This is a genomic window from Flavobacterium kochi, assembly GCF_048286715.1.
In the GTDB taxonomy this organism is placed as follows: Bacteria; Bacteroidota; Bacteroidia; order Flavobacteriales; family Flavobacteriaceae; genus Flavobacterium.
On the sequence record NZ_JBLVPW010000021.1, the window covers coordinates 43,789 to 68,444 of the forward strand.

Annotated in this window: 26 protein-coding genes, 1 tRNA gene and 1 pseudogene; 13 read left to right on the forward strand and 15 right to left on the reverse strand. The window is 30.7% G+C overall.

Features of this window, described 5'->3' with window-relative positions; genetic code table 11:
• Window positions 1–98: 98 nt before the first annotated feature.
• Together ACNQGH_RS17080 and ACNQGH_RS17085 are read left to right on the forward strand one after the other, a co-directional pair.
• On the forward strand, window positions 99–1,418 hold the full coding sequence (locus ACNQGH_RS17080; protein ID WP_417957223.1) for a hydroxymethylglutaryl-CoA reductase, degradative: 1,320 nt from the start codon (window positions 99–101) through the stop codon (window positions 1,416–1,418).
• A 118-nt stretch (window positions 1,419–1,536) separates the two neighbouring features.
• Window positions 1,537–2,454 (forward strand): GYDIA family GHMP kinase, encoded by a 918-nt coding sequence (locus tag ACNQGH_RS17085; protein WP_417957224.1) that lies wholly within the window; start codon window positions 1,537–1,539, stop codon window positions 2,452–2,454.
• A 143-nt stretch (window positions 2,455–2,597) separates the two neighbouring features.
• Here ACNQGH_RS17085 and ACNQGH_RS17090 read toward each other — a convergent pair whose 3' ends face one another.
• From ACNQGH_RS17090 to ACNQGH_RS17115, 6 genes are all read right to left on the reverse strand, one after another.
• Entirely contained in the window at window positions 2,598–4,694 is a 2,097-nt protein-coding gene (locus ACNQGH_RS17090) for a peptidylprolyl isomerase (protein WP_417957225.1), read from the reverse strand.
• A 109-nt stretch (window positions 4,695–4,803) separates the two neighbouring features.
• On the reverse strand, window positions 4,804–6,063 hold the full coding sequence (locus ACNQGH_RS17095; RefSeq protein ID WP_417957226.1) for a hemolysin family protein: 1,260 nt from the start codon (window positions 6,061–6,063) through the stop codon (window positions 4,804–4,806).
• Window positions 6,064–6,066: 3 nt separating this feature from the next.
• Window positions 6,067–6,261: a hypothetical protein gene (locus tag ACNQGH_RS17100; RefSeq protein ID WP_417957227.1), complete on the reverse strand. Its 195-nt coding sequence runs from the start codon at window positions 6,259–6,261 to the stop codon at window positions 6,067–6,069.
• 18 nt (window positions 6,262–6,279) lie between these two features.
• Window positions 6,280–6,834, reverse strand: coding sequence for an LPS export ABC transporter periplasmic protein LptC (gene lptC / locus ACNQGH_RS17105; protein WP_417957228.1), 555 nt, complete (start codon window positions 6,832–6,834; stop codon window positions 6,280–6,282).
• A 44-nt stretch (window positions 6,835–6,878) separates the two neighbouring features.
• Complete coding sequence (locus ACNQGH_RS17110) at window positions 6,879–8,129, reverse strand: BamG family beta-barrel-assembly machinery protein (protein WP_417957229.1); 1,251 nt, start codon at window positions 8,127–8,129, stop codon at window positions 6,879–6,881.
• A complete protein-coding gene (locus ACNQGH_RS17115; protein ID WP_417957230.1) occupies window positions 8,122–8,856 on the reverse strand; it encodes a type III pantothenate kinase in 735 nt (244 codons plus the stop codon). Before ACNQGH_RS17115 ends, ACNQGH_RS17110 begins: the two co-directional genes overlap by 8 nt.
• A gap of 98 nt (window positions 8,857–8,954) precedes the next feature.
• Between ACNQGH_RS17115 and ACNQGH_RS17120 the strand changes: the two genes are divergently transcribed.
• From ACNQGH_RS17120 to ACNQGH_RS17155, 8 genes and pseudogenes are all read left to right on the forward strand, one after another.
• Window positions 8,955–9,027: transfer RNA gene (locus ACNQGH_RS17120), tRNA-Phe, on the forward strand.
• A gap of 564 nt (window positions 9,028–9,591) precedes the next feature.
• Window positions 9,592–10,833 (forward strand): hypothetical protein, encoded by a 1,242-nt coding sequence (locus ACNQGH_RS17125; protein ID WP_417957231.1) that lies wholly within the window; start codon window positions 9,592–9,594, stop codon window positions 10,831–10,833.
• A gap of 80 nt (window positions 10,834–10,913) precedes the next feature.
• Window positions 10,914–11,204: a helix-turn-helix transcriptional regulator gene (locus ACNQGH_RS17130; protein ID WP_417957232.1), complete on the forward strand. Its 291-nt coding sequence runs from the start codon at window positions 10,914–10,916 to the stop codon at window positions 11,202–11,204.
• A 120-nt stretch (window positions 11,205–11,324) separates the two neighbouring features.
• A complete protein-coding gene (locus ACNQGH_RS17135; protein ID WP_417957233.1) occupies window positions 11,325–12,623 on the forward strand; it encodes a hypothetical protein in 1,299 nt (432 codons plus the stop codon).
• A gap of 115 nt (window positions 12,624–12,738) precedes the next feature.
• A pseudogene (locus ACNQGH_RS17140) lies at window positions 12,739–13,249 on the forward strand (ATP-binding protein).
• 138 nt (window positions 13,250–13,387) lie between these two features.
• Window positions 13,388–13,918 carry a hypothetical protein gene (locus tag ACNQGH_RS17145; protein ID WP_417957234.1) on the forward strand — a complete coding sequence of 177 codons (531 nt, stop codon included), beginning with the start codon at window positions 13,388–13,390 and terminating at the stop codon, window positions 13,916–13,918.
• Window positions 13,919–14,064: 146 nt separating this feature from the next.
• On the forward strand, window positions 14,065–14,883 hold the full coding sequence (locus ACNQGH_RS17150) for a hypothetical protein (protein ID WP_417957235.1): 819 nt from the start codon (window positions 14,065–14,067) through the stop codon (window positions 14,881–14,883).
• Between the two features lie 161 nt (window positions 14,884–15,044).
• A complete protein-coding gene (locus tag ACNQGH_RS17155; protein WP_417957237.1) occupies window positions 15,045–15,296 on the forward strand; it encodes a hypothetical protein in 252 nt (83 codons plus the stop codon).
• A 57-nt stretch (window positions 15,297–15,353) separates the two neighbouring features.
• Here the strand turns inward: ACNQGH_RS17155 and ACNQGH_RS17160 are convergent, their stop codons facing one another.
• The 8 genes from ACNQGH_RS17160 to ACNQGH_RS17195 all read right to left on the reverse strand — a co-directional run bounded on the left by ACNQGH_RS17160 (window position 15,354) and on the right by ACNQGH_RS17195 (window position 21,665).
• Complete coding sequence (locus ACNQGH_RS17160; protein ID WP_417957238.1) at window positions 15,354–16,493, reverse strand: hypothetical protein; 1,140 nt, start codon at window positions 16,491–16,493, stop codon at window positions 15,354–15,356.
• Window positions 16,494–16,708: 215 nt separating this feature from the next.
• Window positions 16,709–17,098 carry a hypothetical protein gene (locus ACNQGH_RS17165; protein ID WP_417957239.1) on the reverse strand — a complete coding sequence of 130 codons (390 nt, stop codon included), beginning with the start codon at window positions 17,096–17,098 and terminating at the stop codon, window positions 16,709–16,711.
• 51 nt (window positions 17,099–17,149) lie between these two features.
• The gene (locus tag ACNQGH_RS17170) at window positions 17,150–18,004 is read right to left on the reverse strand and encodes a hypothetical protein (RefSeq protein ID WP_417957240.1); all 855 of its coding nucleotides are present in this window, start codon (window positions 18,002–18,004) and stop codon (window positions 17,150–17,152) included.
• Between the two features lie 240 nt (window positions 18,005–18,244).
• Window positions 18,245–19,618 (reverse strand): SHOCT domain-containing protein, encoded by a 1,374-nt coding sequence (locus ACNQGH_RS17175; protein ID WP_417957241.1) that lies wholly within the window; start codon window positions 19,616–19,618, stop codon window positions 18,245–18,247.
• Between the two features lie 92 nt (window positions 19,619–19,710).
• Window positions 19,711–20,094 (reverse strand): hypothetical protein, encoded by a 384-nt coding sequence (locus ACNQGH_RS17180; protein ID WP_417957242.1) that lies wholly within the window; start codon window positions 20,092–20,094, stop codon window positions 19,711–19,713.
• A gap of 339 nt (window positions 20,095–20,433) precedes the next feature.
• Window positions 20,434–20,706 (reverse strand): hypothetical protein, encoded by a 273-nt coding sequence (locus tag ACNQGH_RS17185; protein ID WP_417957243.1) that lies wholly within the window; start codon window positions 20,704–20,706, stop codon window positions 20,434–20,436.
• Between the two features lie 46 nt (window positions 20,707–20,752).
• Complete coding sequence (locus ACNQGH_RS17190) at window positions 20,753–21,124, reverse strand: hypothetical protein (RefSeq protein ID WP_417957244.1); 372 nt, start codon at window positions 21,122–21,124, stop codon at window positions 20,753–20,755.
• A gap of 172 nt (window positions 21,125–21,296) precedes the next feature.
• Window positions 21,297–21,665 (reverse strand): hypothetical protein, encoded by a 369-nt coding sequence (locus tag ACNQGH_RS17195; RefSeq protein ID WP_417957245.1) that lies wholly within the window; start codon window positions 21,663–21,665, stop codon window positions 21,297–21,299.
• Window positions 21,666–21,762: 97 nt separating this feature from the next.
• On the opposite strand from ACNQGH_RS17195, the gene ACNQGH_RS17200 reads away from it, so the two are divergent.
• Complete coding sequence (locus ACNQGH_RS17200) at window positions 21,763–21,981, forward strand: helix-turn-helix domain-containing protein (protein ID WP_417957246.1); 219 nt, start codon at window positions 21,763–21,765, stop codon at window positions 21,979–21,981.
• A gap of 47 nt (window positions 21,982–22,028) precedes the next feature.
• Here the strand turns inward: ACNQGH_RS17200 and ACNQGH_RS17205 are convergent, their stop codons facing one another.
• A complete protein-coding gene (locus ACNQGH_RS17205; RefSeq protein ID WP_417957247.1) occupies window positions 22,029–23,330 on the reverse strand; it encodes a site-specific integrase in 1,302 nt (433 codons plus the stop codon).
• A gap of 431 nt (window positions 23,331–23,761) precedes the next feature.
• On the opposite strand from ACNQGH_RS17205, the gene ACNQGH_RS17210 reads away from it, so the two are divergent.
• Together ACNQGH_RS17210 and ACNQGH_RS17215 are read left to right on the forward strand one after the other, a co-directional pair.
• Window positions 23,762–24,322 (forward strand): acetate uptake transporter, encoded by a 561-nt coding sequence (locus ACNQGH_RS17210; RefSeq protein ID WP_417957248.1) that lies wholly within the window; start codon window positions 23,762–23,764, stop codon window positions 24,320–24,322.
• Window positions 24,323–24,488: 166 nt separating this feature from the next.
• On the forward strand, window positions 24,489–24,656 hold a 168-nt coding region (locus ACNQGH_RS17215; protein WP_417957249.1), incomplete at its 3' end, for an acetyl-coenzyme A synthetase N-terminal domain-containing protein.

Here is a 24,656-nt window from a genome sequence, read left to right on the forward strand (position 1 = left end):
ACAATATTAAACACACCTGTTTTTTGAGGATAATAGGATAGCAAACAAAACAGTGAAAAGCGTATCTTTGCCACTACACATACTATAATCTATTGAGAATGAATAACGCCGTAGCCGGATTTTCTAAATTATCCAAAGAAGAAAAAATAAATTGGATTGCCAAAAAATACTTTTCAACTCCCTCTGAAGCAATAGCATTACTTAAAAACTATTGGAATACAGATGAAAAAATACAGAAATTACACGATGAATTCATTGAAAATACGATAACCAACTTCTACATTCCGCTTGGTGTCGCTCCAAATTTTCTAATTAATAACAAATACAGTGCCATTCCAATGGCTATTGAAGAAAGCTCCGTGGTTGCAGCTGCCTCAAAAACAGCAAAATTCTGGTCCACCCGAGGCGGATTTAAAGTCACTGTCATCAACACCGAAAAAATCGGTCAGGTACATTTCATTTTCAAAGGTGATGATGTTTCAAAGCTAGAATTATTCTTTATTCAGACCAAAGCAAAGTTTTTTTCAGAAACAGAATCCATTACCAAAAACATGCAAAAACGTGGCGGTGGGATTATTGATATTGTACTCAAAGACAAAACTGATTTATTACCGAATTACTTTCAGCTTCATGCTACATTTGAAACCAAAGACAGCATGGGTGCAAATTTCATCAATTCGTGTTTAGAACAATTTGCCAAAACATTAAGAGAAGAAGCATTGGTATACGAATTATTCTCTGTAACGGAGAAAAACATCCAAATAATAATGAGCATTCTCTCGAATTATGTTCCTAATTGTCTGGTAAGAGCGGAGGTTTCGTGCCCTGTTGAAGCCTTAAAAGAAAAACACATTTCTAATCCGCAAGAATTTGCGGAACGTTTCGTTCAGGCTGTTCAAATTGCAGAAGTGGAACCGTACCGGGCTGTGACACACAATAAAGGAATTATGAACGGAATCGATGCCGTTGTATTGGCAACAGGTAATGATTTCCGTGCAGTGGAAGCTGGAATTCACGCCTATGCAGCACGAAACGGAAAATACTCCAGTCTGTCACATGCCAAAATAGAAAATGCAATATTCACTTTTTGGTTAGAAATACCATTGGCTTTGGGTACCGTTGGGGGGCTGACCTCTTTGCATCCTTTAGTGAAATTGTCATTAGAAATGCTTGAAAACCCCTCCGCCAGGGAATTAATGCAAATTGTTGCAGTAGCAGGCTTAGCACAAAATTTTGCCGCTCTGCGCTCCTTAACCACTACTGGAATTCAGGAAGGACATATGAAAATGCATTTAAATAATATCATCAATCAGTTGGAAGCCAATGATGACGAACGGATTTTGATACATAAATATTTTAAGAAAAACACTATTTCACATAGTGCGGTTGTTGACTTTATTGAAAATTTAAGAAAATAATATAGTATAACCCGGAACGCAGTCGAAGTGAGAAGCTATTCCCGACTATAGGCTACACTCTTTTTTCGGTAAAAAAACCTTGAAAGGGTTTCCACTTTTATCGGGCTAAAAAAAACAGATGAAACAAACATTTTACAGCAACGGAAAACTTTTAATCACAGGAGAATATCTTGTTTTAGATGGCGCAAAAGCTTTTGCATTACCAACAAAATTGGGACAAAACCTGACTATAGAAAAAGGAACCAAAAAAGAAATCATTTGGAGAAGCTACGATGCGGACAAAAGCATTTGGTTTGAAGACAGCATTTCATTTTCTGAAATTTCAAATGAAAGAAATTCAGAGAGTGAATCACTTAAAGCTACACTTACAGCTATTTTACATGAAGCATTCGTATTAAACCCTGATTTCATCACGCACTCAGAAGGATATACAATAACTACTGAACTTGGTTTTCCAAAAAGCTGGGGCTTAGGCACCTCGTCCACTTTGATAAACAACATTGCACAGTGGCTGCAAATCGACGCCTACACGCTGCTTAAAAACAGTTTTGGAGGCAGCGGTTATGATATTGCCTGTGCTCAAAACGACACTCCAATTTTGTATCATTTAGAACAAGGAAAACCTGTCGTTGAAAAAGTAATTTTCAGACCATCATTTACAGAAAACATCTATTTTGTATATCTTAATAAAAAACAAAGTAGCAAGAATGCAATCGCTTCCTACAACATCAATAAAAAAAACAATCTGGCCAAAACCATTGTTTTAAATGACAAAACAACTTTTGAAGTTTTAAAAGCAACTACCCTTAAATCATTTGCTTTAGCGATAGAAAAACACGAAGCTGAAATGAGTATTATTCTGGAAATGCAAACCGTTAAAGAATCTTTATTTCCAGATTTTAATGGCGTAATCAAAAGTCTTGGCGCTTGGGGAGGCGATTTTGTTATGGCGATTGCCCCCGAAAATCCAAACAAATATTTTGCTTCAAAAGGATTTGAAACAATTATTCCTTATAACGAAATGATTTTATCTTAATGATAGGATTAGAGATTAGAGATTAGATTTTTATCTTAAATCTGATTACCCTTTCAACCAAAAAATACACTAAAAAACAAAATCCCGACACATTCAGCATGTATCGGGATTTATTATTTTGAAAAATTAATTACTATAAGATATTAGTAATTGAATTGTTTTCTGTTGTCTTCAATTTTAGCGTTCCCTTTCAATGCAGGAATAACTCTATTTACATCTGAAGCACTTTGTGATTTTAATTTGGCTACGTAAGCGTCATGACTTTTCAGCGTTGGCGCTTTTACTGTACGTATGTTTTTCACAACATATACACCTGTATTTCCTTCAATTGGAGCTGACAATTTATTAGGTGACAATGCAAATGCATTTCCAACAACTTTAGGCTCTTGACCCGCGCCAACTAACATTGGATTTTCCATTGTAACATCAGCAGCCTGTTGTACAGTTGAACCGGTAGCTTTTGCAATAGCTTCCAGAGAAGTTCCTGTCATTTTAGCTTTAATCAATTCCGCTTTTTTCTTGTTTTTAAGAATTGGCTCTACATAAGGTCTGGCTAAAGCGATTGACACTAAACCTGACTTATCGATACTTTTAACTCTTGCAATAACATGACCTAAATTAGCCACTTCAAATCTTTTTACAGCACCAACTTTAGCATCATCTTCAAATGCCCATCTCACTATTGTTCTTTGGTTTCCTAAAGGTCCAAAAGTTTCATCCATTGCTTTTACAGTTACCGGAGCAGCTACTGTAAGCTTCATGTCTTTCGCCACTTTTGCAAAATCCTTACCGGCGGCATCCATTTCGAATTTAGTTGCCTGTGTAAAAATTTTATCTGAAGTTGCTTCTGAAGCTTCGATTTTTTGAGCTACAGTAGCCAAACGAATTCCGTCTTGTTTGTCTGTAATTTTGATAATGTGAAATCCGAAAGGCGTTTCAACCAATCCTACTTTACCAATTGGATTACTGAAAACGAAATCGTTAAATGGCTTTACCATTTGGTTTGGACCGAAATAGCCTAAATCACCACCTTGTTGTGCTGATGCATCATCAGAATTTGTGAAAGCCAGCATCAGGAAACTATCTGGATTTGCATTAACTTGAGCCAATATTGCTTCTGCTTTTGCTTTAGCCTGTTCCTTGTTTCTTTTTTCTTTTTGATTAGGGACTTGTGTTCCTTCATAACTAATTAAAATGTGACTTGCTTTTGCATTTACACCTAATTTTTTACCCATAGATTTTGAAATACAATAGTATTTTCCAAACATATAAGGCCCATATACTTCCCCTGGAGCAAGATTAAACAATCTGTCCGCATCAACTGCAGGTAAATCTTTCTTAGCAATATAAGTGGAATCGTAAGGAATGTCAGAATTTGAATTTACAAACTCGATCGTATTTGCAGCAGCTTTAAATCCTGGCAAAGTATCATTTTTACCTGTAGCCTGGTTGTAAACTACACTTCCGGATAACAATCCGTTAATTTTAGATTTAACTTCATTTTCATCAGCAGCTGAAGCTTTGTCTTCAATCAAAACATACTCTACTTCACGAGATTCGTCTGCTTTGTATTTTTTTTCGTTTTTCTTCATGAAATCTACAATCTCAGTGTCAGTAACTTTAACGTCACTGTCTTTAACTGTAGAGTACAAACCTGCAACGTAAGCAAAATTTACTTTGTCTGCTTCCATTTCATATTTCAACTTTCCTTCACTTTCAGTAGTATAAACCGCTGCCTTTATCAAAGTATTGTAAATTTGATATTTTGCATTCAACTCAGCATCTTTTTCTCTGTCTTTCAAGTATTGTGCCTGAGCAGGATTTGATTTAAAATATTCTTTGAATTTTGCAATATCAAACATACCTGCTGCATTCAAAAATAATGGGTTTTTACCAATGTTTTCGTCTGCTTTTAAAACTTCCAGTAAGTGTTTTTCACCTACTCTTAATCCTAATTTATCAAATTCTGAAGTCAGTAAAGCTATAGAAACCTCCTGATCCCAAACCCTGTTAGCCGCAGCCGTAGAAGTAATTCCTTCTTGACTTTTCTCAACATTGCTAACTTTGATTCTAAAATCTTCAAAAGAGATATCTTTTCCATCAATGCTTCCTACATCTTTAGTGTTTTGGCCAAGGCCCCCTTTACCGATAAGATCTTGTATAATAAATGCAAATAATGCGATAGCAATAGCTGCTATTAATAAGGCGGAACGTTGTCTAATTTTTGCTAAAACTGCCATTTTTATTGTTGTTAATTTTTATATTCAGTTTGCGAAAATACAATTATCTAATTAATAATTATAGTAGTAGCGTTTTATTTTACAAGAAATTTCAATTTTCTAAAAAAAATCAGTCTCTTAGCGACATTTTAACTAATTCTATTTTCTTGTTTGTGGCTTCTTCTATTATAAAATGAAAGGTTCCTATGGTAATTATGGCTCCTTTTTGAGGAATTTCTTTAGTATGATCTACTATAAAACCACCAAGAGTTCCGTAAGAATCACTTTCCGGAATCTGAAATTTATAGGTCTGATTTAAATACTCCACATCCAGTCGGGTTGAAAAAACATAAGTATCGCCTCCAAGTTCATTTTCAATTAGCTCTTCTTCCGAATCATGCTCATCTTCTATTTCACCAAAAAGTTCTTCCACAATATCTTCTATTGTAATAATCCCAGAAGTTCCGCCATATTCGTCCAAAACAACTGCTACACTTTTTCTTTTTTTGGTCAGCAAATTCATTGCATCTTTAATGTAAATTGTTTCAGGAACAAATTCGACAGAAATCACAATTTCTTTAATGCTATTCGGCTTTTTAAACAAATCGAATGAATGCACATATCCTGTAATATCATCAAGCGAATTTTCATAGACAACAATTTTAGAATAACCTGTTTCAATAAATAACTTATTCAACTCCTCAATCGAATCATGCAAATCAATTGCTGCAATTTCAGTCCTCGGACTCATTACATCCCTCGCTTTTACACCCGAAAATTCCAAAGCATTTTGAAATATCTGTATTTCAGAATCAACCTCTTCATTATCTTCAACGGTACTCATTTGTTCCGTAATATAATTTCCAAGCTCCACTTTACTGAAATAAAGCTGTACTTGATCGCCTTCCGTTTTAAAGAATTTTTTCAAAACAAAATCAGAAACCCAGATAAAAAAAGTAGAGATAAAATAAAACAAAACGTAAAAAACATATGCAGGAACAGCAAAAAACTTTATTAATGTATTCGCGTAAATCTGAAAGAACACTTTAGGCAAGAACTCTGCAGTAATCAAAACAACTAGTGTAGAAAGCAGCGTCTGAAGAAACAAATCCAATAAACTTGAAAAATGAAACCCTAAAGTTTCAATCCAGTTCATTAATAATTCGCCCATAAAAAAACCATAAATAACTAATGCTATATTGTTTCCAATAAGCATGGCCGCAATAAATTTAGAAGGTTTTTCAGTAAGCTTTGTAAGTATTTTAGAAATGAAATTATCTTGCTTTTTTTCTATTTCAAGATAAATTTTGTTGGAAGAAATGAAAGCGATCTCCATTCCAGAGAAAAAGGCACATAGTATTAGACACAGTATTATAATACTAATTTCCATGTGCTAGGATTTTTTATTTCGGTCTTCAAATTTTTTAGCGAATTTCAATCGGAAAAAAAACATAAAAATTGCCAATCCTGCTATAATGAAACTTAACCAGGGAGTTGCGTCAGCTGCGCTTAATTTCGTAACTCCATCATAAATGAAGTACGCTCCAAAAATAAGATAAATATAAGGGGTGTATTTTAAGTAGCTCATACTATAGTTTTATAAAAATTATTCGGCTGTTTGAATTTCACCGGTTATTCTTTGCGAATTAATTACTTTAAAATCTTTACTGAAATCAATTCCCTGACCGTTTGACGTTCCTTTAATATCAGTAAATTTAAACTTTTTTTCCGTAAAAAACCATTCATTTTTTTGATCGTAATACAGCTGTTCCGTTTCCATGGTCTGACCATTTTCCGACTTGATTTTCACCTTTCCCTGCAAATCAATAATACCGGTCCCTTTGTAAGAAACGGCATAATTTGAGGTTATAAAGGTTTTTTTTGCTTTGTTATCGTACAGCGTAACATCAATTCCTTTTGGAAATTCTGTAAACGGAAAATCCACACTCGAGAAATCTAACATTTTAGGGCTTACTAAAATCGCTTTAATCAATCCTGAATCAGTATATTTTAAATTCACATTATCAGCATCACCACTGGGAACAAACTCAGAAAAGTTTATTTTTTGTACCTCTTTAAAATTACTTTCACACCCAAAAAACAGTGTCACAGCTAAAACTGTGACAACTGGGATAATCTTATTTTTTTTTAGTGAAAGCATACGATATACTTGAAAAAGTAGTGTGATTATAAGACTAGTTTCTTTTAATCGAATTTTCTTTTAACAAACCATTTGTCATTAAGTGAAAAGCTTACACTAAAGTTAGCATAATTTTCCTGAACCAAATTTGCATTTGTAGTTCCCTTTTTTCCTAATTCGAAACCTAAATTTACATTAGAGAAACTTCCAGTTATAGGAAGTCCTACCCCTAAAGTTAATCCCATATCATTTATAGATTCAGAATTGATCATTAGACCTGTTTTTTCATATTTAAGACCCCCTCTATACACAATTCTTTTTGCATAATTTGAAAACGAATTGTAATTAGGGATATAATACCCCCCCAAACTAACGCTACCATATCTTCCGTAACCAACATTACTAGCTTTGTTATAACTATTTTCCTGGCCTGAATTTTTTTGATACGAAATTTTTCCACCGACAAGCCATTTTTTTGCTTCACCAATTCCTGCACCAAATGATATTTTGCTAGGTAATTTTACATCTGTTTCTGTTTTTTGATTCCCAAGAGCATCTACTACAACTACATTAAATTCTGAGTTATATAGTACAGTAGCAATGTTTCTTGTATTTTGAGAAGTTAAAGTTCCTTCAACAGTATAATTTAAACTAGAGTAAACCGTTAATTTTTTATTTATTTTAGTTTGGTACATCGCTCCAATATTAAAATTCACACCAGATAAATCTGCCGTATTCAATTCGCGTGTCCCTACTGGAACATTCGTTAGAAATTCCAGACTATTGGTTTCAATTTTACCAAAATTATAATGCACATCAGCGCCAATACTAAAATTAGGAGCTATCTTATAACCTGCTCCCAAAAAAACTTTATTCAAACCACCACTTCCGTTTAAGCGTCTGTTCGTTGCTCCGTCTTCTGAAGACAATGACTCAATTTTATATCCTACAGAAGAATAAGGAATCAATCCAAATCCCACTCCCAATTTACCTAAAGGCAAACCAACAGCCAAATAATCTAACGTTGTTCGACGCGTACTTGCTGATCCTGAATTACTTTTCAAGTTTTTTGTACCATAAGTACCTCCCAAAGAAAAAGTAGTTAATTTTAGATTTGAATAACTGGCTGGATTTTCTAAATTGAGGTGAACACTGTCCTGCTCAACTCCTACACCTGCCATAGAACGATTTTCTTGTGTTCCTTTGAATCTTATGTCGCCAATTCCATAAAAAGAATAAGGTGATGAAGTTCCTTCTTGAGCAAAGGATATAAGTGAAAAAAGCAAACATGCGCTTATTAGAAATTTTTTAATCATTTTTGATTTTATATTGAAATGTTTGGTTCAAACTTTCTAAAAGAAAATTTGAATTGGCAAATATGGTATTTTTTAATCGTTTAGCCAAAAAATCTGTGTCTCCACCCGTTAAAATTATTATAAAATTTGAATACCGTGCGCTATATTCATCGATGAAACCGTCAATCTCATAGACTAATCCATTCGCTACACCGGAATGAATCGCCTCAGCAGTTGATTTTCCAATCAGATCCTTTGGATCTTCTAAGGTTAACAAAGGTAATTTTGCAGTGTAATTATGCAATGATTCATACCGCAATCGCAACCCTGGCGCAATTGCTCCACCAAGATAATTATTGCTTTCATCTATGAAATCGAACGTAACACAAGTCCCTGCATCGATTACTAATCTATTCTGATTTGGAAATTGAAGCGTTGCCCCTGCGGCAAGAACCATCCTGTCGATTCCTAAAGTTTTAGGTGTAGCATAGCAGTTTACAAAGGGAAAAGGATCTTCATGAGATATAAAATGAATTTTTAAATCATTTTCAAACCCCAAAAACGATTGTTTTTCTACATCTCCGACCGATGAAACGACCAAATCAGCAACTTTTTTATATTTTTTTAAAATATTTTGAATTTTTTTTTGGAGTTCATTTTCAACAAAGACAAAATTCTCCATGAGTATATTACCCTCAAAGACAGCGGCTTTAATTCTGGTATTTCCGACATCAACAGCTAGAATCATATTTTATTTTTTGATGTTGCGAAGATACGAATTGATTTTTTTTTAAAATTGTTTTGGATAAACTAAAAATCATCCTATATTTGCACCCGCAATAGCGCGGTACCTTAGCTCAGATGGTAGAGCAATGGACTGAAAATCCATGTGTCCCTGGTTCGATCCCTGGAGGTACCACTCACAACCCCTAATTTCATTATGATTTTAGGGGTTTTTTGTTTTTAGCGTGCTTGACAGGGTGCTTTTAAAACATATTTCTTACTTCCTTAATCCAATTTAATCTCTTTGAATTCAAATTGGTTTTAAATTCGCCAACAACATTAAAGTTAAAAAGTGTTAAACATTAAGTTTAAACAATCCAATAGCATTTATATATTTTCGACAGCAAAGTTTTTTATTTTAGTTGATCGACTTTTTATGCTCATATAAAAGTCCTTGCATTCGTTTGTTTGTAAATGAATTTAATCTTAGGATTTCTTTCTCATTTAAAAAAAGGCGGGGGATCCTCAAAAAACCGATTTTACTCCTGAACCTATGGGGAGAGACTAACTGGAAAGGTACTTGAATTTAATTTTTTCAAGAAACTATATTTTTGAAATTGCTACAGTATCAGATTAAGTTTTCTAACTTTGGGAATAGAATAGAAATATAGTGAACCAAAATTTACATATTGTGTCTAGTTTATGCAAAAAGAAATATAACAATCTAATCTAACTGTAGGCTAATGATTTTTGATGGAATATGAATAAAGAAAAAACAGTTCTTGATTTTGCAATTTTTACCCTTATGGAGGTCGAAGAATTATGTGATTATATCACTTGTTTTTTTGGACAAAAAGATAAACACGACCCTTTTTCTAATGAAAAACTTCTGGAATATGAAGACTATATAAAGCGAGGTATTGATACAAATGAAATAATTATAACCCCAAATTATAATGCTGAATTAAAATCAATTTCTGATTTGCTTAATAGCGAAGAAATAAATAATTTATTGAACTATCTGAATGACAACTTCACAGAGGGCTATCCAGATGGAGACGGTTCGGGTGCGCCTACAGATTTAGAATTTAAAACATCTGATTTACACGCTCTATTTCATAAGTATCTTGAATTGAGGAATTACAATCAAAATGTTTTTATTAGTTACTACAAACAAATGATTGACATTATTGAGTTTACCTCTAAAAAATTCATCGAGACAGAAAAGCAAAAAATAATCAATATAGAGAATACTAAAGATTTATTAAATCTCGATTTATCAAAAGAACATATAGAGAACAAAAAAAGTGAGTATAAAAGAAAACTTTTTAACAGTATAGAAAATAATAATTTCCAGTTCAAAGGGTTTTCCGACGAGAAAGGGCTTTATTTTGATTTTAATAAATCATTAATCAGTTATTTAGAATTTCTAGGCAAAGACGATTGTTCAAAAATTGTTTATTCTGTTGATATTCCAGAAGTTAATAATTCACTAGATTATTTGCTGTACCAGTTTTTAGAAAATAGACTGTTTAATAATAAAGATATCGACAATAACAACTCTAATCAATATGACAAAGGGTTGTTAGAAGATTTAAAACAATTGAAAGATAAATATAAGAAATTGGTAACTTATCTAAGTCAGAAAGGATTTACTGAACCAGAGATAGATAATATTTTAAATATTCTTTCTAGTAATAAATATGACAATTTACATAAGCGAAACATTTCAGATATTAAACAAATTGAGTTTTATAATTTTTGCTATTTATTTTACATATTAGATTACTTCACAGAGATTGAAAAAATTGATTTTTATAAATTAAATAATTTTGATTATATTTTAAATTTTAATGCGGAAAAAATCTTAAAACACAGTAGAACTGATTACCAAAAATATTATAAAGGAATTGACTCGCATACTAAAAGGATTAAAAAGCTATATGAAAAAATTGAAAAAGACCTTCAAATTAATAAAGGCAGATTAAAGTCAATTCAATAATTTTTTCTTTATATAAAATCCCTTTATTTTCCCTTTATCCCTTTTCTGACCTTTGTAAAACAAATTTTAAAAGATTACAAATGACTGAAAAAAGCGTACAATTAATTCAAATGAATATTTCTGAACTTACAGAAATTATTTCAAACTGTGTAAAAGCAGAGCTTCAAAAAATCAACAACGTTATTCAACTAAACCCACAAGTTGAATCAGATGAACTCCTATCAAGGAAGCAGACTAGCGAACTACTAGGCGTGTCTTACACGACATTATTTAATTGGAACAATGATAAGACTTTACCCGCGCAAAAAATGGGTAATAGGGTCTATTATCAAAGGTCTATTATTATGGATAAGTTAAGCCATACAGCTTAGTATTTAATCTTCCCTTACTGGCCAGGTCTGCCATGAAAAATCAATTAACCAACATTACAAGGCAACTGTATTTTTCTATATGGTTAGGAATTCTTTTGCCTTGTTTTAACCAAAGAAACAATGACAAATTCATATACAAATACCAACGGAAATCAAATTAGATATTCCAACCCATTTAATATTCAAGACTATGCACATCCTTTTTCAATCGATAAAATCGAATTGCCAACTTATCAGATTACCCAGTATGAAGCAGTAAACAAGTCGGAAGTACAAAAAACGGTTTCAATTGATACTATTTTAGACGCTATCAAAAACGGAAATAAATATCTGCCAACTATCGAGAAAGCACGGAAAATAGGCAAAGGAAACAAAGGGTATGATTCTATAAAAAAAAATCAGCTACCTACATTCCGATTTAATTTCCTGTTTCAAGATTCCGTAAAAAATACAAATATTATAGCTCCAACAGGTTTACTATATCTTGATGCCGACAACATAGAAACTATTCCTGACAATGACTATGTTTTTGCAAAATGGAAATCGTTATCAAATTTAGGATTCGGGATTTTAGTAAAAATAGACAATTTAACTCAAATGAATTTCAGGGATGCCTATAATCAACTATCTGAAGTTATTGGAATAACAACCGATTCTGGAGCAAGAAAGGCTACGCAACAGACGGTACTGAGTTATGATAGTGAATTGTATTACAATTGTAATTCTACAGTATATAAATATAAAGAAATAAAAAAGGTATCATTAGGTAATACATTAAAGAAAGAAAAGAAAGGTATACTACCAAATGATACCCTAATTGAAAATACCAAATACGATGCTGTACGATTCAACAATATAAGTGATTATTTTACGGGCGAAAATGCAGAAACTCCATATTTGGTTTTTGGTGGAGATAAAACAAAAATTTGCCAACCTTTTATTCCAAATACGATAAAAGAAGGTGCAAGAAACAGTACAATGTTTACGGTTTTGTCCAATTATTCTACGTTAAATCGCGCATGCGGCAAAGGACTATTGGAAATTATCAGCAATCAATTGAACGACAAAATGCATCCAAAATTATCAGAATTTGAAGTTAATAAAATTATAGAAAATGTATTGAAAAAAAGAGCGGACGGAGAACTCGAAATGTATCTGAATAAAGAAAGGAGAATATTATTTAATCCGAATATAGCCTTAACACGCCAAGAAAAACAACAAATTACAGGGAGAGAAATCGGAAAGATTAGAAAAGACGCTACGAGATTGAAAATTTACTTGATACTAGAAAGTTGGGATTTTGAAAAAGATGGAAAAATAACTCAAAGAAAGGTTTCCATAGAGGCGGGACTTAGTATTCTAACAATAAAAAGATACTGGCATGAGTTTAAAGATTATATTGACGGTTTGCATAGCTGATTTAGGGGGCTTGCAGAGGCGTTTCCATCTGTAAACACTCTCCGTCGTTTTTTTGATTTTATGTCCTTGAAGCGGCTAAAACAAGGAGGACAGTTCTTTGGAAGAAGACTAAGAGATTCACTACCAATCAGAACGTGATTTCGATAGAAACTTACTCACACGCCTATCGGATTGTTCCTTTATAGATAGCTATGAAAACATAATAATCACAGGCTGTACAGGTACCGGAAAGAGCTATTTAGCGACAGCATTAGGACAACAATCTTATAAAAGGATACAAAGTTTTGTATTACAAACTTGGAAAACTTTTTCACAAACTAATGAAGGCAAAAGGAGATGGAACCTACATCAAAGAGCTTAATAAAATAGAAAGTCATGACTTATTAATACTCGATGATTTTGGATTACAAGCAATATATCAAGAAAACCAAATGATCCTGATGGATCTAATAGAAGACAGAAATTAGAGGAAATTAACTATTTTCTGTTCACAAATTCCGGTAAAAAATTGGTATGATTTAATCCCGGAAAAAATGGTTGACGCGTTTTTAGATCGAATTATACACTCTGCAATACGCTTTGAATTGAAAGGACAATCCATGAGAAAAAAAATGAAAAAACAGTAAAAAAATATATCTAATTTTAACAACAGAAAACATCACAAAAAAAAGGTACATTTTGTACTGGAATCAGTGGCACACTTTCACTGGAATAGGTACCTATATACGAGTTATATGCCATTGTAAGCGAAACTAAATACAAAAATGAAAACAATATCAAAAAAAACAATTGCAAAAGAAATTATTTACTTTTTTTCATTAGTTGTCATAGTATTAATATTTTGGGCAATTATATTGATACGGAATTTTTATTCGGGAAAAAACATTAATACAATTGCAAATGAGATTTCAGTTATTCAATTACAAATCGATAAAAATAAAAATATAAATGATTTCTTTTTAGAACCAGATAAAAAGAAAATTTTATTTGATGGATTAAGCGAAATGCACAACAACGGTTCTTCTGATGACGAAATACATCGTTACATAGATGATTTTGAAAGTTTATTTTCTTTAGAAAAAATTAATCTAATTAAAAAAACGAAAATCTTTCAAAAGAAAAAAAGTATATTACTTGACAAATTAAATTATTCGAAAAAATATTTTTTGAATGAAAATGAAAAAAAGTCTAATATTCTTATCTTTAGTGCTATACTTTTTGGTTTGCTTTATCCAATTAGATTAATTTATAGATTACTGAAATGGTCATTTTTAACAATCCAAACAAAAGTCTAAAGCTAAAGTATTAAAGAAACTATTTAATCAAATGATGATATTGAGTTCGTAAAAAAAACTTTACTTAAAAAGAACTAAATTTTGATTTAGAAAATTCTAAAAATAAAGGAAACGCATAATTATTAAAACTAATCATATTTTTAAAGATGCTAAATGAAACAATCATTGAAAATAGCAAAAAACTTTTTCAATTGTATATTCCAAACCTTTTAAGTTTGTTAACAGGAAATGAGTTTCTAAACTTTATAGAAAAGTCATATACATTTACTGTTTTAAACGATGGTAAAACTGCTAATAGAAATTTTCTTGTAACTTTTTTATTGCTTGTGGAAGAAGTAGCAAAAAATGAAAGTCAAGAAATACGAAATGAATTGGGTTACTTTAATTTTTTGTTAGGCGAGTTTGCCAAAATTGAAAAAAACAAAGAATTTAAAAATCTTGTTTTAAGTGTTGTAAATAATTTTGAACAGAACGATTTTAAAAATGTTCTAGGAGAAATTGCTGTTTGTTTGGTTTTGTCAAATAACGCGGAATTATTGAAATACGAAAGTGTTCAACAAAATAATAAAAGCATAGATTTCGAATTCAAAGATGCTGACGGAAACACATTTCTTGTAGAGGTTTTAAACATCGAATATAATTCAGCTAAATATGAAAAAGGAAATCCATTTGAGAAATTTATCTGCGGTAGATTAGAAACAAAATTCAATGAGAAATCTATGGATTTAAGTGTCCCTGATAAGAATAGAATATTGATATTTCCAATAATTCACGGATTTTCAATTGAAATTGTTCGTGAAAACATATTGTATCTCACAACAATTAATAAAAAGCGCTTCCCAAAAGACGGGTTTAACAGTTTTAATCCTATGTCATTTGCAAAAGTACAGGGAACATATTTTAGTTTATTCACAATGGAAGAAATTGCCGTAGGAGAATTAAAACGTAACAACAACGGCATATAACCGCCGTTTGGCAATATGGTCCCTAGGATCAAGTTTATTAGCCATATCGTATTGTTTTAGATAACAACAAGATAGTAGCTGATTTTGATCTTTCAAAGTGGCGCAAATCGAACCGGAATACTATGACTTATTAGCCAAGTGGCACAAATTGAATCGAAATAGTGGCACAAATCGAACCGGAATACTATGGCTTTTTAGTCAAGTGGCACAAATTGACCGAAATGGGTGGCACGGTCCGACCGAAATTACTGGCACAAATCGAACCGAAATATCCAATAGCTGAAAATCTAGATGAAAAAGCAACAAAAGTAAACCCTCTGTTTTTTATGATTGTAAATTCTGCTGTCGTATCAAAAAAAAATTCTGACATTATATACTTAAAAGGAACTGAACACCAAAAAAGAACCGTTTGATTACAAACACTTTATGTCCTTAGAGAATTTTAATGATAAAATATGGCTGGATAAAAATTAAAATTTATTAAAATTAAACATATATTCTTTGTCGTTAAAAAACTCATCCCAAGTGTAATCTCTTTCTGCAAAATTAAACATCATTTTACCTCCTTGTCCGTGATCAAGATTTAATACATCATGACCTAATTCATGATACAACACATACCATCTTTTTTCAATCGGACAATTTGCCCATTTTGCTGGATCCACTTTTATAATTACTTCATCATCATTATTATACCCATAAGCCAGAGCAATTGTAGACCCCTGTAAAACTTCAAATGTTGAAGTGATTTTTTTAATTTCAGGAATCTTAATATTATTTTTCTCGCAATCATGAATAAAAAACCTTACCATCGCTTCAAGATCATATTGATTAATTTCTCTCATATCTTGACCTTTGACAGAAAATCTTATTTTGTCAAATGAATTATTAAATGACCTATTTGAATCTACAATCAATTTATTAACTTTATCATTAAATTTCGCTATTTCAGAATCTTTTATAGTAAAATCCAAATAAAAATGATCAGAAATAGAACCATCGTTATCTGTTTTAGATTCCTTAGTTTGCCCAATGCTTAAAATATATTCTTGTTTACAATCATCAGAGGAAAAGGGGCAAGGCTTAGAAAAAGTAATCTCCTTGACAACATCGTACTTGTTCCCAAAATAAGATTCTTGATTAAATTTATCAATAGTCTGAGAAACTTTAAAATTTTCTTTTTTAATGCTTTTATTTATTTGCTCTTGAATTCTATAATAGGTATTTAAAATCTGATTTATACTAACATTAGAATACTTAGATAAAATAATTTCGGTATTTATTTTCCATATTAATGCCTTATTTATATCGTCCCCGAAAAAAAAATAAGTTTTACAAATATGACCAATAGAATAAACTGGAAAACCTTCAAGATTATAGTCATAAATACTTTTGGTTAAAGAAATTTGATTTGAATCTTTTCCCTTATATATAAATTCCCCTTCCTTTGTTCTAATAAATTCGTATCCATATTTTTTACTTTCTGTTATAATTAAAGGAAGCATCTGTTTTTGTGAGAATTTATCAATATCATTAATTAAAAAATTAGTTGCAGATTGTGAATGCACAAAAGCTGAATAAAAGATAAGTAAGAGGATTGTTTTTTTCATCTGCAAATTTTTATTAATCAAATACGCTCATCTCTTGAACGGTTATGGTTCTCATCTCTTCAATTATTTTACTGTTACCAATCTGTTAATTTCAGTATTTCCTGATTGAGAATTTCATCTGATACGCAATATCCTTCTTTAAATGGAATTGTTGTTGATGAATGCGGGATATGCAAGATTAATTTTTTTCATCTTTTTACTACTGATTGTATGTTTTACAACTTAATTTTTGGGTCTATAGCATCGGATTGTTCCAACATTATTGTTTCATCAGAAAAAACTATAACCACTCTATTTTGTTCGAGTTCAAGCATCATCATCTTTGTCAGTTCAACTATGGCATTTTTGAGTGCTGATTCTTCTTGCGGGAATTTAGGGTATTGAATAAATTCCAGTTCGATTGAAGGTTCCTCTTGTCCTAAGCACAGGATTTCACAATGTCTGAGCTTTACACTTAAAGCAATATCATTTTCTAATTTTATCTTTTGTTGCGCAAAAAATAGAGATTCTTTAAATTCTTTTAAAGAGATAAGTTTATTTGAATATCCTTTAAATAATCCAAATGTAACTTGTGCTATGTATGTTTTATGCGTTATTGTTTTCATTAGGTTTTACAGAATTAACAGCAATCGCCTTTTTTTGTTTTGTCTTAATTTTTAAACTTTTATGTTTGTCGGATTGTCCGATTTGAATAGAGGCACTATAATAGTTGACGGCAACTGATTTGTACTCGGTATTTTATCTGACGTTATGGTATATATAGCATTAACACTTTCTCCTTTCACGACTGTATATGGAATTTCATAAACCATAACCAACTCGGATTTGTCGTTGTAAATGCTTACTTTGTATTTATTTATCCAACCGTTACGACTTTCAACAACGTGACCTCCAGACTCTTCGTTAATGACGTTATTCAAATTACTTACTATTGCCGAAATGTGATAATTTAGAGCACCATCCATACCGCCCTCGATTTTAGCAGTATAATTGAGATCTTTAAGTTCTTGGGATAATTCAAACATTGATAGTATTCTACCATTTTCAGGAATCAACTCAAATACTACTGGTTCATTCTCTCCAGCTACTGCAGTTATTTGTTTATTGACAGAGCTATAAAACATTATAGGAGCTCGTTTGTCATAGTCGTTAAATATCACGCTAATGCTCCTATCATCCGATACCATTATTTCTCTATAATTATTTCCAGTATTACCTCCTTTAAGATAATTTACTACCTTTAAACTTATGACGCCAGTTTGAAAGTTCTTAATTATGAAATCATCAGAAGCATCAACAGTTTCATTTGGCACTATATTAAATGGGTAATCTATTGTCAAACCATTTAGACCTGTCGATGTTATATTTATAAAATCGACAGTTATAGGCAATACACCTCTTTTAACGTTTTTGCCTGTTAAATTTGTTTTTTTACTTGTAAAACCAATTTTCATTGACGTTTCTTGATTAGCTATAACATCATGTGTCTTGGTATCCTCTGAACAACTCATAATGCTAAATAATATTAAAACTCCAAATAATAACTTTTTCATATTTCATTTTTTTTAATTAATAGTGCTTAAATTTAAGCAATCAAAAATCATTTGCTTTACGGTTTCTCGTAAACTAGATATTCCGTTGCAAAGGTCGCCACTTATTCAGTAGCAAAGTACGGCACTTTACACGATAATGAAAATTTCATTGTTCATGTTATGCACGCAACTCTAACTGTTGTTATGTAACGGCTTTTTTTATTTGTTTTGCACTAGAAATTTCATTTTTACCCAACCTTTACTATTTAAACCTTTTTGATTTGTAAAATTTACATAGCCAAAATCATTTTCTATTTCCTCAACATAAACTAAATCTCCACCAATTAAATATCCTTTTCCTCTAAAAGAATTGTCTGGTTTATTATAAAAATATACTCTTTCTTCGGTGTTTTCTATGACATTATAATTTCCTAATTCTATTTTTTGATTAATTTTATTTGTATTTTTATGTTTATCCAAACTTGCTTCCGCATAACTATCAAATGTATAAATTTGTCTGTCAGCAATTTTAGAATAATTTTCTTTTAATGAATTTCGTTTTTCTTCGTCTTTACATTTTAAAAATAAATCCATTTGAAAATTAGAACCTCTATTAATCTTTTGTTTAACATCATATTCAGCCTTATCTAAAAGTTTATATTTAACATCTTCATTGTAATCAGGGATTTCTTCAATTTCAGTTGTATATGTATTTTTGTCATAAACTACATAATCCATATCTTCTGTATGTGTATTTGGAATTAGTGGGTTTCCTGAAGGTATATATATACCTGTATTGTGAACTAGTCTAGGTTCTTCTGTTGTTATAATTAGATAGACATATTTTTTTAAATAATTTATTACTGGTTCATTATTTGTATTATTGTGATTGTTTAAGGAAACTGCTGTCGTATCGATTGCAGGCTCAACAAAAACTTTTTCATTTTTATGTTTAATTAAATCGGTTACTTCATTCCAATTAATTTGACTCGCTATTGCCACTAAAATTACTGCAACAATAAAATAGGGAAGAAAATTATTTTTTTTTTCAATTACTTTCGGAATATATTTTTCTTCATCTAAATCAGTATTTAATATAAATTCAGAATCGGAAGAATCATTTCTTTCAATATTTGTTAGCGATTTTTTCTCAATTAAAGTTTTAACTTTGTTATCAAATTCTTCTTTTGTTAAAATATTACTATCAAATAAACTTTTTAGTTGTATATATTCTATTGAGTTTTTTAATTCTTGCTCAGTTTTTTCAGTTTCTATTTTTTCAACTTTTGATATGTATTCTTCTTGGGTTAAAATTCCTTTTTCTTTTAAATATTTTAGATTATCAATAGAAGTGTTAAGTTTAGTTTTAGCTTCAACTAGTGTTTTGACACTTGTTTTTTCAGGGGTGTTTTCTGCTTTATGTTCATTATAATAAATAACAATAAATATCATAACCCACTGTAATGGTGGAAATACAAAACATAAAAGCAATAAAGTTTTTTGTAATTTATTAAACTTGTGAGATTGCCAAATATAAATACTTGATACAGCTACTAATCCTACTATTGCTCCAACTAATGGGTTGTTTTCCATATTTAAGTATAAAATTTAATAAGTTATATAGATATTCTGACGAAGAACCACTAAAGGTCGCCACTTATTCCGTAGCAAAGTACACCACTTTACTACTTATTTAAATTTATCTCATCGAGCATTTCGCCAATTATTTTCAGAGTTCCCTCTCTATAATCTCTAAACTCTTTGAAATTTTTCATTAAACTGCGAGAAAGATCAAGATGGTCAATCTCTAAGTAGACACTTGAAGTGCTACAACATTTATATGCAAGAGAAATAGTTGTGCTTAAGCGCTTTCTTATTCTTAATAAAAGCTCATCTAACATTTCTATTTTAGGCGCCTCTTTAAATACATTGTAAGCTTCTTTAATATAAGTTTCAGTAATAAATCTAAGAAGTTCTTTATACTCTCCTATGGTACTTGTATTATATGGTTCTGGAAGATTAAAATATAATTTGTACTCTGGAAATATGATAATTCTTTTGTATTCCATTTGTTTAAGATTTTAATCACACAACCCAATGTGAGGTTAACATTTTTAGAGCGTGGGTTTTAGAATTAACTCTCAATTGTTATATATTTTTAGTTTATGCAACAAGAGCCACTAGCTAACGCTTAATTTTTCTGTACTTTCAAAGCAAAAGTTTTTTGCGTATTAATATCATTTTGTTTAAGTTCTATTAATTCTTCCTTGCTTCACTCTTTCTACTTGTTCTTGAACTTCTTTCAGTGATGGTGGTTGCATCTGTTGCAATCTTACGTACTGTATTGTGTCCTTATTCCTTTTCCTGTAATAATCTGTTAATGACATTTTTTAATGATGATTAATGTGTTATTCCTCCAAATAATGATTATGAGATTCTTTGATACAAAATTCTATTATTTGATTAACTCTATGTAATGGAATATTGAATTGCCTTGCCATTTGTGGTGCATTATTTAAAGATGCTTCCCTACAAGAGCCAATAGCGCTCATTATAAAAATACCTTGTAGCATTTCATCATCACCAGCATCTTTGCAAGCTGATCTGACACTCTTACCAATCATGCCAGTGAGTTCTTTTATAAATTTCTCTTCGGGTGATTTACTAAATAGTCCAAACATAAGTGTAATTTTTAAAGTAAATAAAATGAATAGTTGTTATTGTTTTTTATATATAGGATTTAATCCAGATGGTGTTATGGCCTCGATTTGTGTTGCGGAATGTTTTCTGAAATGATAAGTAGTTGAGATTCCTCCAGATTTGATTTTTACAATAGTCCGTATTGCTTATTTCTTCTTCGGCTGTAGCTTGTCCTTGAGAAATATTTAGAATATATTTCCAACAAGTAGTCATAGTGCTTAGGGTTGTGCACAAATCATCTTTGGAAAAAGTAAATCCCCCGACACTTATTGTCTCGTCCTCTACCCAAGTCCCCTGAATCCAAGCGGGTGGATGTAAGTCGGAATTATTAGAGTTTTCATCAGATGATGAACATGAAAAGAGCAAAAGTGCGGTAAGTGCAAACAGTAAATTTTTCATATTGTTAAAATTTAAACTGATGTAATAGTAATAAGTATAATTGACATTGCTTTACGGGATTCCTCATTTTGTTGAGTATTCCAGTGCAAAGTACACCCTCTATTCTGTCCATACGCCGCTAGATATAGATTTAACCGCTTTGCAAAAAAAGAAATAGAAATCTTTTAGTAGTCTAATTTGCTATAATATATGCTTTTACACCTTGAATATCTACATAATGAGTGAAATTATAATTCTTTGCGAGGTCATTGTTAGGGTTTAATCTCGTTAGTCTTTGGTCTGCATAAAAATTTCCAGAAAGTTGCTGACCATTTATAGTATAGATATCACTAAAAGAATATGTTGATAATACATAACCATTTTCTGTTTGTCTCATCGTAATGCGACCTTTATTCCAATTACCATTATGATACATGTACGCTTCATAAGTGTTTGATTGTAAATATTCCGAACATGGTTTTATAGGTGTACTTGCTTTTAAGTTAGTAGTCAAACCGAATAGAAGAAAAACTAGCGAAAATTGTAAAAACGTTTTTTTCATAATGTTAAAATTTTAAGATTAAACAAATATTGTAAAAATAATCAAATGACACAAATATGTGTCAAGTTAATTTACAAGATAGGTGCAATTTTAAACTGTGCTAGAAAATGATGAATTAACGCTAATAAAATCGGTAGGAGAAAAAATAAGGCTGAGAAGATTAGAACTAAATCTATCTCAAGAAACTCTATCGTATGATGCCAATATACCTAGAAATCAAGTGGGAAGGATTGAGCGAGGAGAAATAAGTACTTCTATAACAACATTACATAAAATCTGTAAAGCTCTTGAAATTGAAATAAGAGATTTGTTTTAAAAATTAATCTTCCCAACTGCATAAACAAATAGTGTGGGAAGTGTGTTTTACTCTATATTAAAATACAACCCACTATCAACAATATGTGAAGCTCTTTCTTCTCCAGTTATTCTAATATATTTATAAAATTCTCGTTCGGTTTTATGACCTGAAAAGTGCATAATATCAAAAACAGGCATTTTTATTTTATACTTATTAGTACAAAAACTTCTTCTTGCAGTATGAGAATGTATTAGTTTATGTTTTGGTATGTATTCTATTATTTCTCTACCTCCTTTATTATAAATACATTCAATATTTTCATTAAATTTAAGTATTTCGCCTATTTTTTTGATGTATTTGTTTAAGTCTTTTTCTAATATTTTTTTAGGTGGCTCTCCATTATATCTTAAATTCATTATTTGCTGAATTTCTTTAGTGATTGGACAATTTACTTTTGTACCAGTCTTTTTTTGTTTAATAGAGAAATATTCACGCCCATTAATAGTTTTTATAGATGATTTTGTTAAACCGTTGTAATCTGAAATTCTTTGACCCGTGTAACAACCTATCAAAAAAACATCTCGTGCAAGTTCGTAATGCTTTTTATCTGATAAGCCTAATTCTAGCATTTGTTCAAGTTCTGTTTCAGATAAATATATTGCAGTTGTTTCTTCAGGAGTAACATTGAAATCTTTAATATTAAAATCAATATTATTAATTAATCTCTTTTGATTTGCTTCAATCAAAAATGTTTTAAGATTTTTCAAATGTTTTGAAATGGTATTTTGTGAAAAATCGTTTTCCTGTAAGTATTCAATAAAATTTAAAACAAAGGATTTATCAAAAGAATCAAAGGTTATTTTTTCATTGTTCTCAATTCCGTAATTTTTTACTTTTAACAAAGTTTGTTTGTATGAACGTTTAGTAATTATACTAATTTCTTTTGCTTTTAATCCTAAAAAGTCTTCGCAAAACTCAAAAAATGTTTTTGGTTTAGTATTATCTACAATTACATTCTTATTCAAATAATTATCTAAAAATTGCTTTAAAACTGCATTTGAAACAATAATTTGTTCAGCAATTAAACGAGAGTACTCTTTTTTAATTATATTTTCAATTTTACTTAAAAATTCATTTACTTCAATAGCATTAATAATATTAGATTTAGTTTGTTTTATTCTCTGCTTGTCAAAATCCCAATCAATAAAACAAGATTTGTAACCTGTTGAATATTTAAACCTATTCCCACCATAAGAAAAATGAAGGAAAATTAAACTTTCTTTCTTTTTGTCGTTTTCTAGTTGCTTAATAGATTCCTTAAATGCAAATCTTACTATTCCGTTTGAATTTTCAATAGTCTTAATCATATCTTTTATGTTATACACAAATATAATAAAAATATAAATAGGGTGCTTAATAGGGTGCTTTAAAATTAAAACTTAATTGAATTTAGCTGTATTCAATTAAATTTAAAATCATTTAAACCTTTTATTAATAACACTTTCAAAGGTTAATCAAATTAATATAAAAATCATAAGATTTAAAATTAATGGTACTGGAGGTACCACAAAACCCGAATAGAAATATTCGGGTTTTTCGTTTTATTACTCTTCTGTAAAAATTACTTTTTTAGATTCCCCTACAAGCTTTGGATTTGATCAAAAAAATATACGAAAAATCGAACAGGTTTGATATATTTGCGAACTATCTGTTAATAAAATACAATTTTCCTAATAAAAAAGGAATAAAAATCACAAGATAACTAACAAAAAACAACTCTAAATTTTATTTAATCTTTATGGAACAAATTATTAAAGACACTACAGCTAATCCAGCACCATTGGGACTCTTTGGTTTCGGAATGACCACTATTTTACTAAACATTCATAATGCAGGATTCTTCGAACTCAATGCTATGATTATGGGAATGGGAATATTTTTTGGAGGCATGCAGCAAGTAATTGCTGGTATTATGGAATGGAAAAAAGGAAATATTTTTGCAATGTCGGCTTTTACTTCCTATGGCTTCTTTTGGCTATCGCTTGTCGCATTATGGATACTTCCTTTGTTAGGAATAGCAAAACCTGACGGCACTTCAATGGGCTTTTATTTAGGCATGTGGGGGATATTTACATTGGCTTTTTTTATAGGTACTCTTAACGGAAATACTATTGGAAAACTTATTTTTGGTTCTTTAGTGATTTTATTTTTACTCCTGTCTGTCGCCAGTTTTACAGGAAACGAAAACATTCATACCATTGCTGGCTATGAAGGGATTTTATGTGGTTCTTTTGCTTTTTATGAAGCAGCTGCACTAATCATCAATGAAAAATTTGGAAGAGAAGCATTGCCTCTATAAGAACAGCACAGCAAAACTAACGAATACCTATTCTTGTACCGAATAGATTTTCTAACAGTCAAAAAATTATCAGAAAAGCTTTGTCCAAATAAATTTATTTTTGATAAGCCATCCCCAACATTAAAAATTAAATAATATAATCGGACCCAACGGGTTATCAAAAAATATGAGTCGATATAAAATAAACAATCTAGAAGAATACTTTAAAGAATATAAAAAATCAGTTCGTGAGCCCAGAAAATTTTGGGGTAAAATAGCAGAAGAAAATTTCACATGGTACCAACAATGGGATAAAGTTGTTGATTTTAATATGGCTGAAGCCGAAGTAAAATGG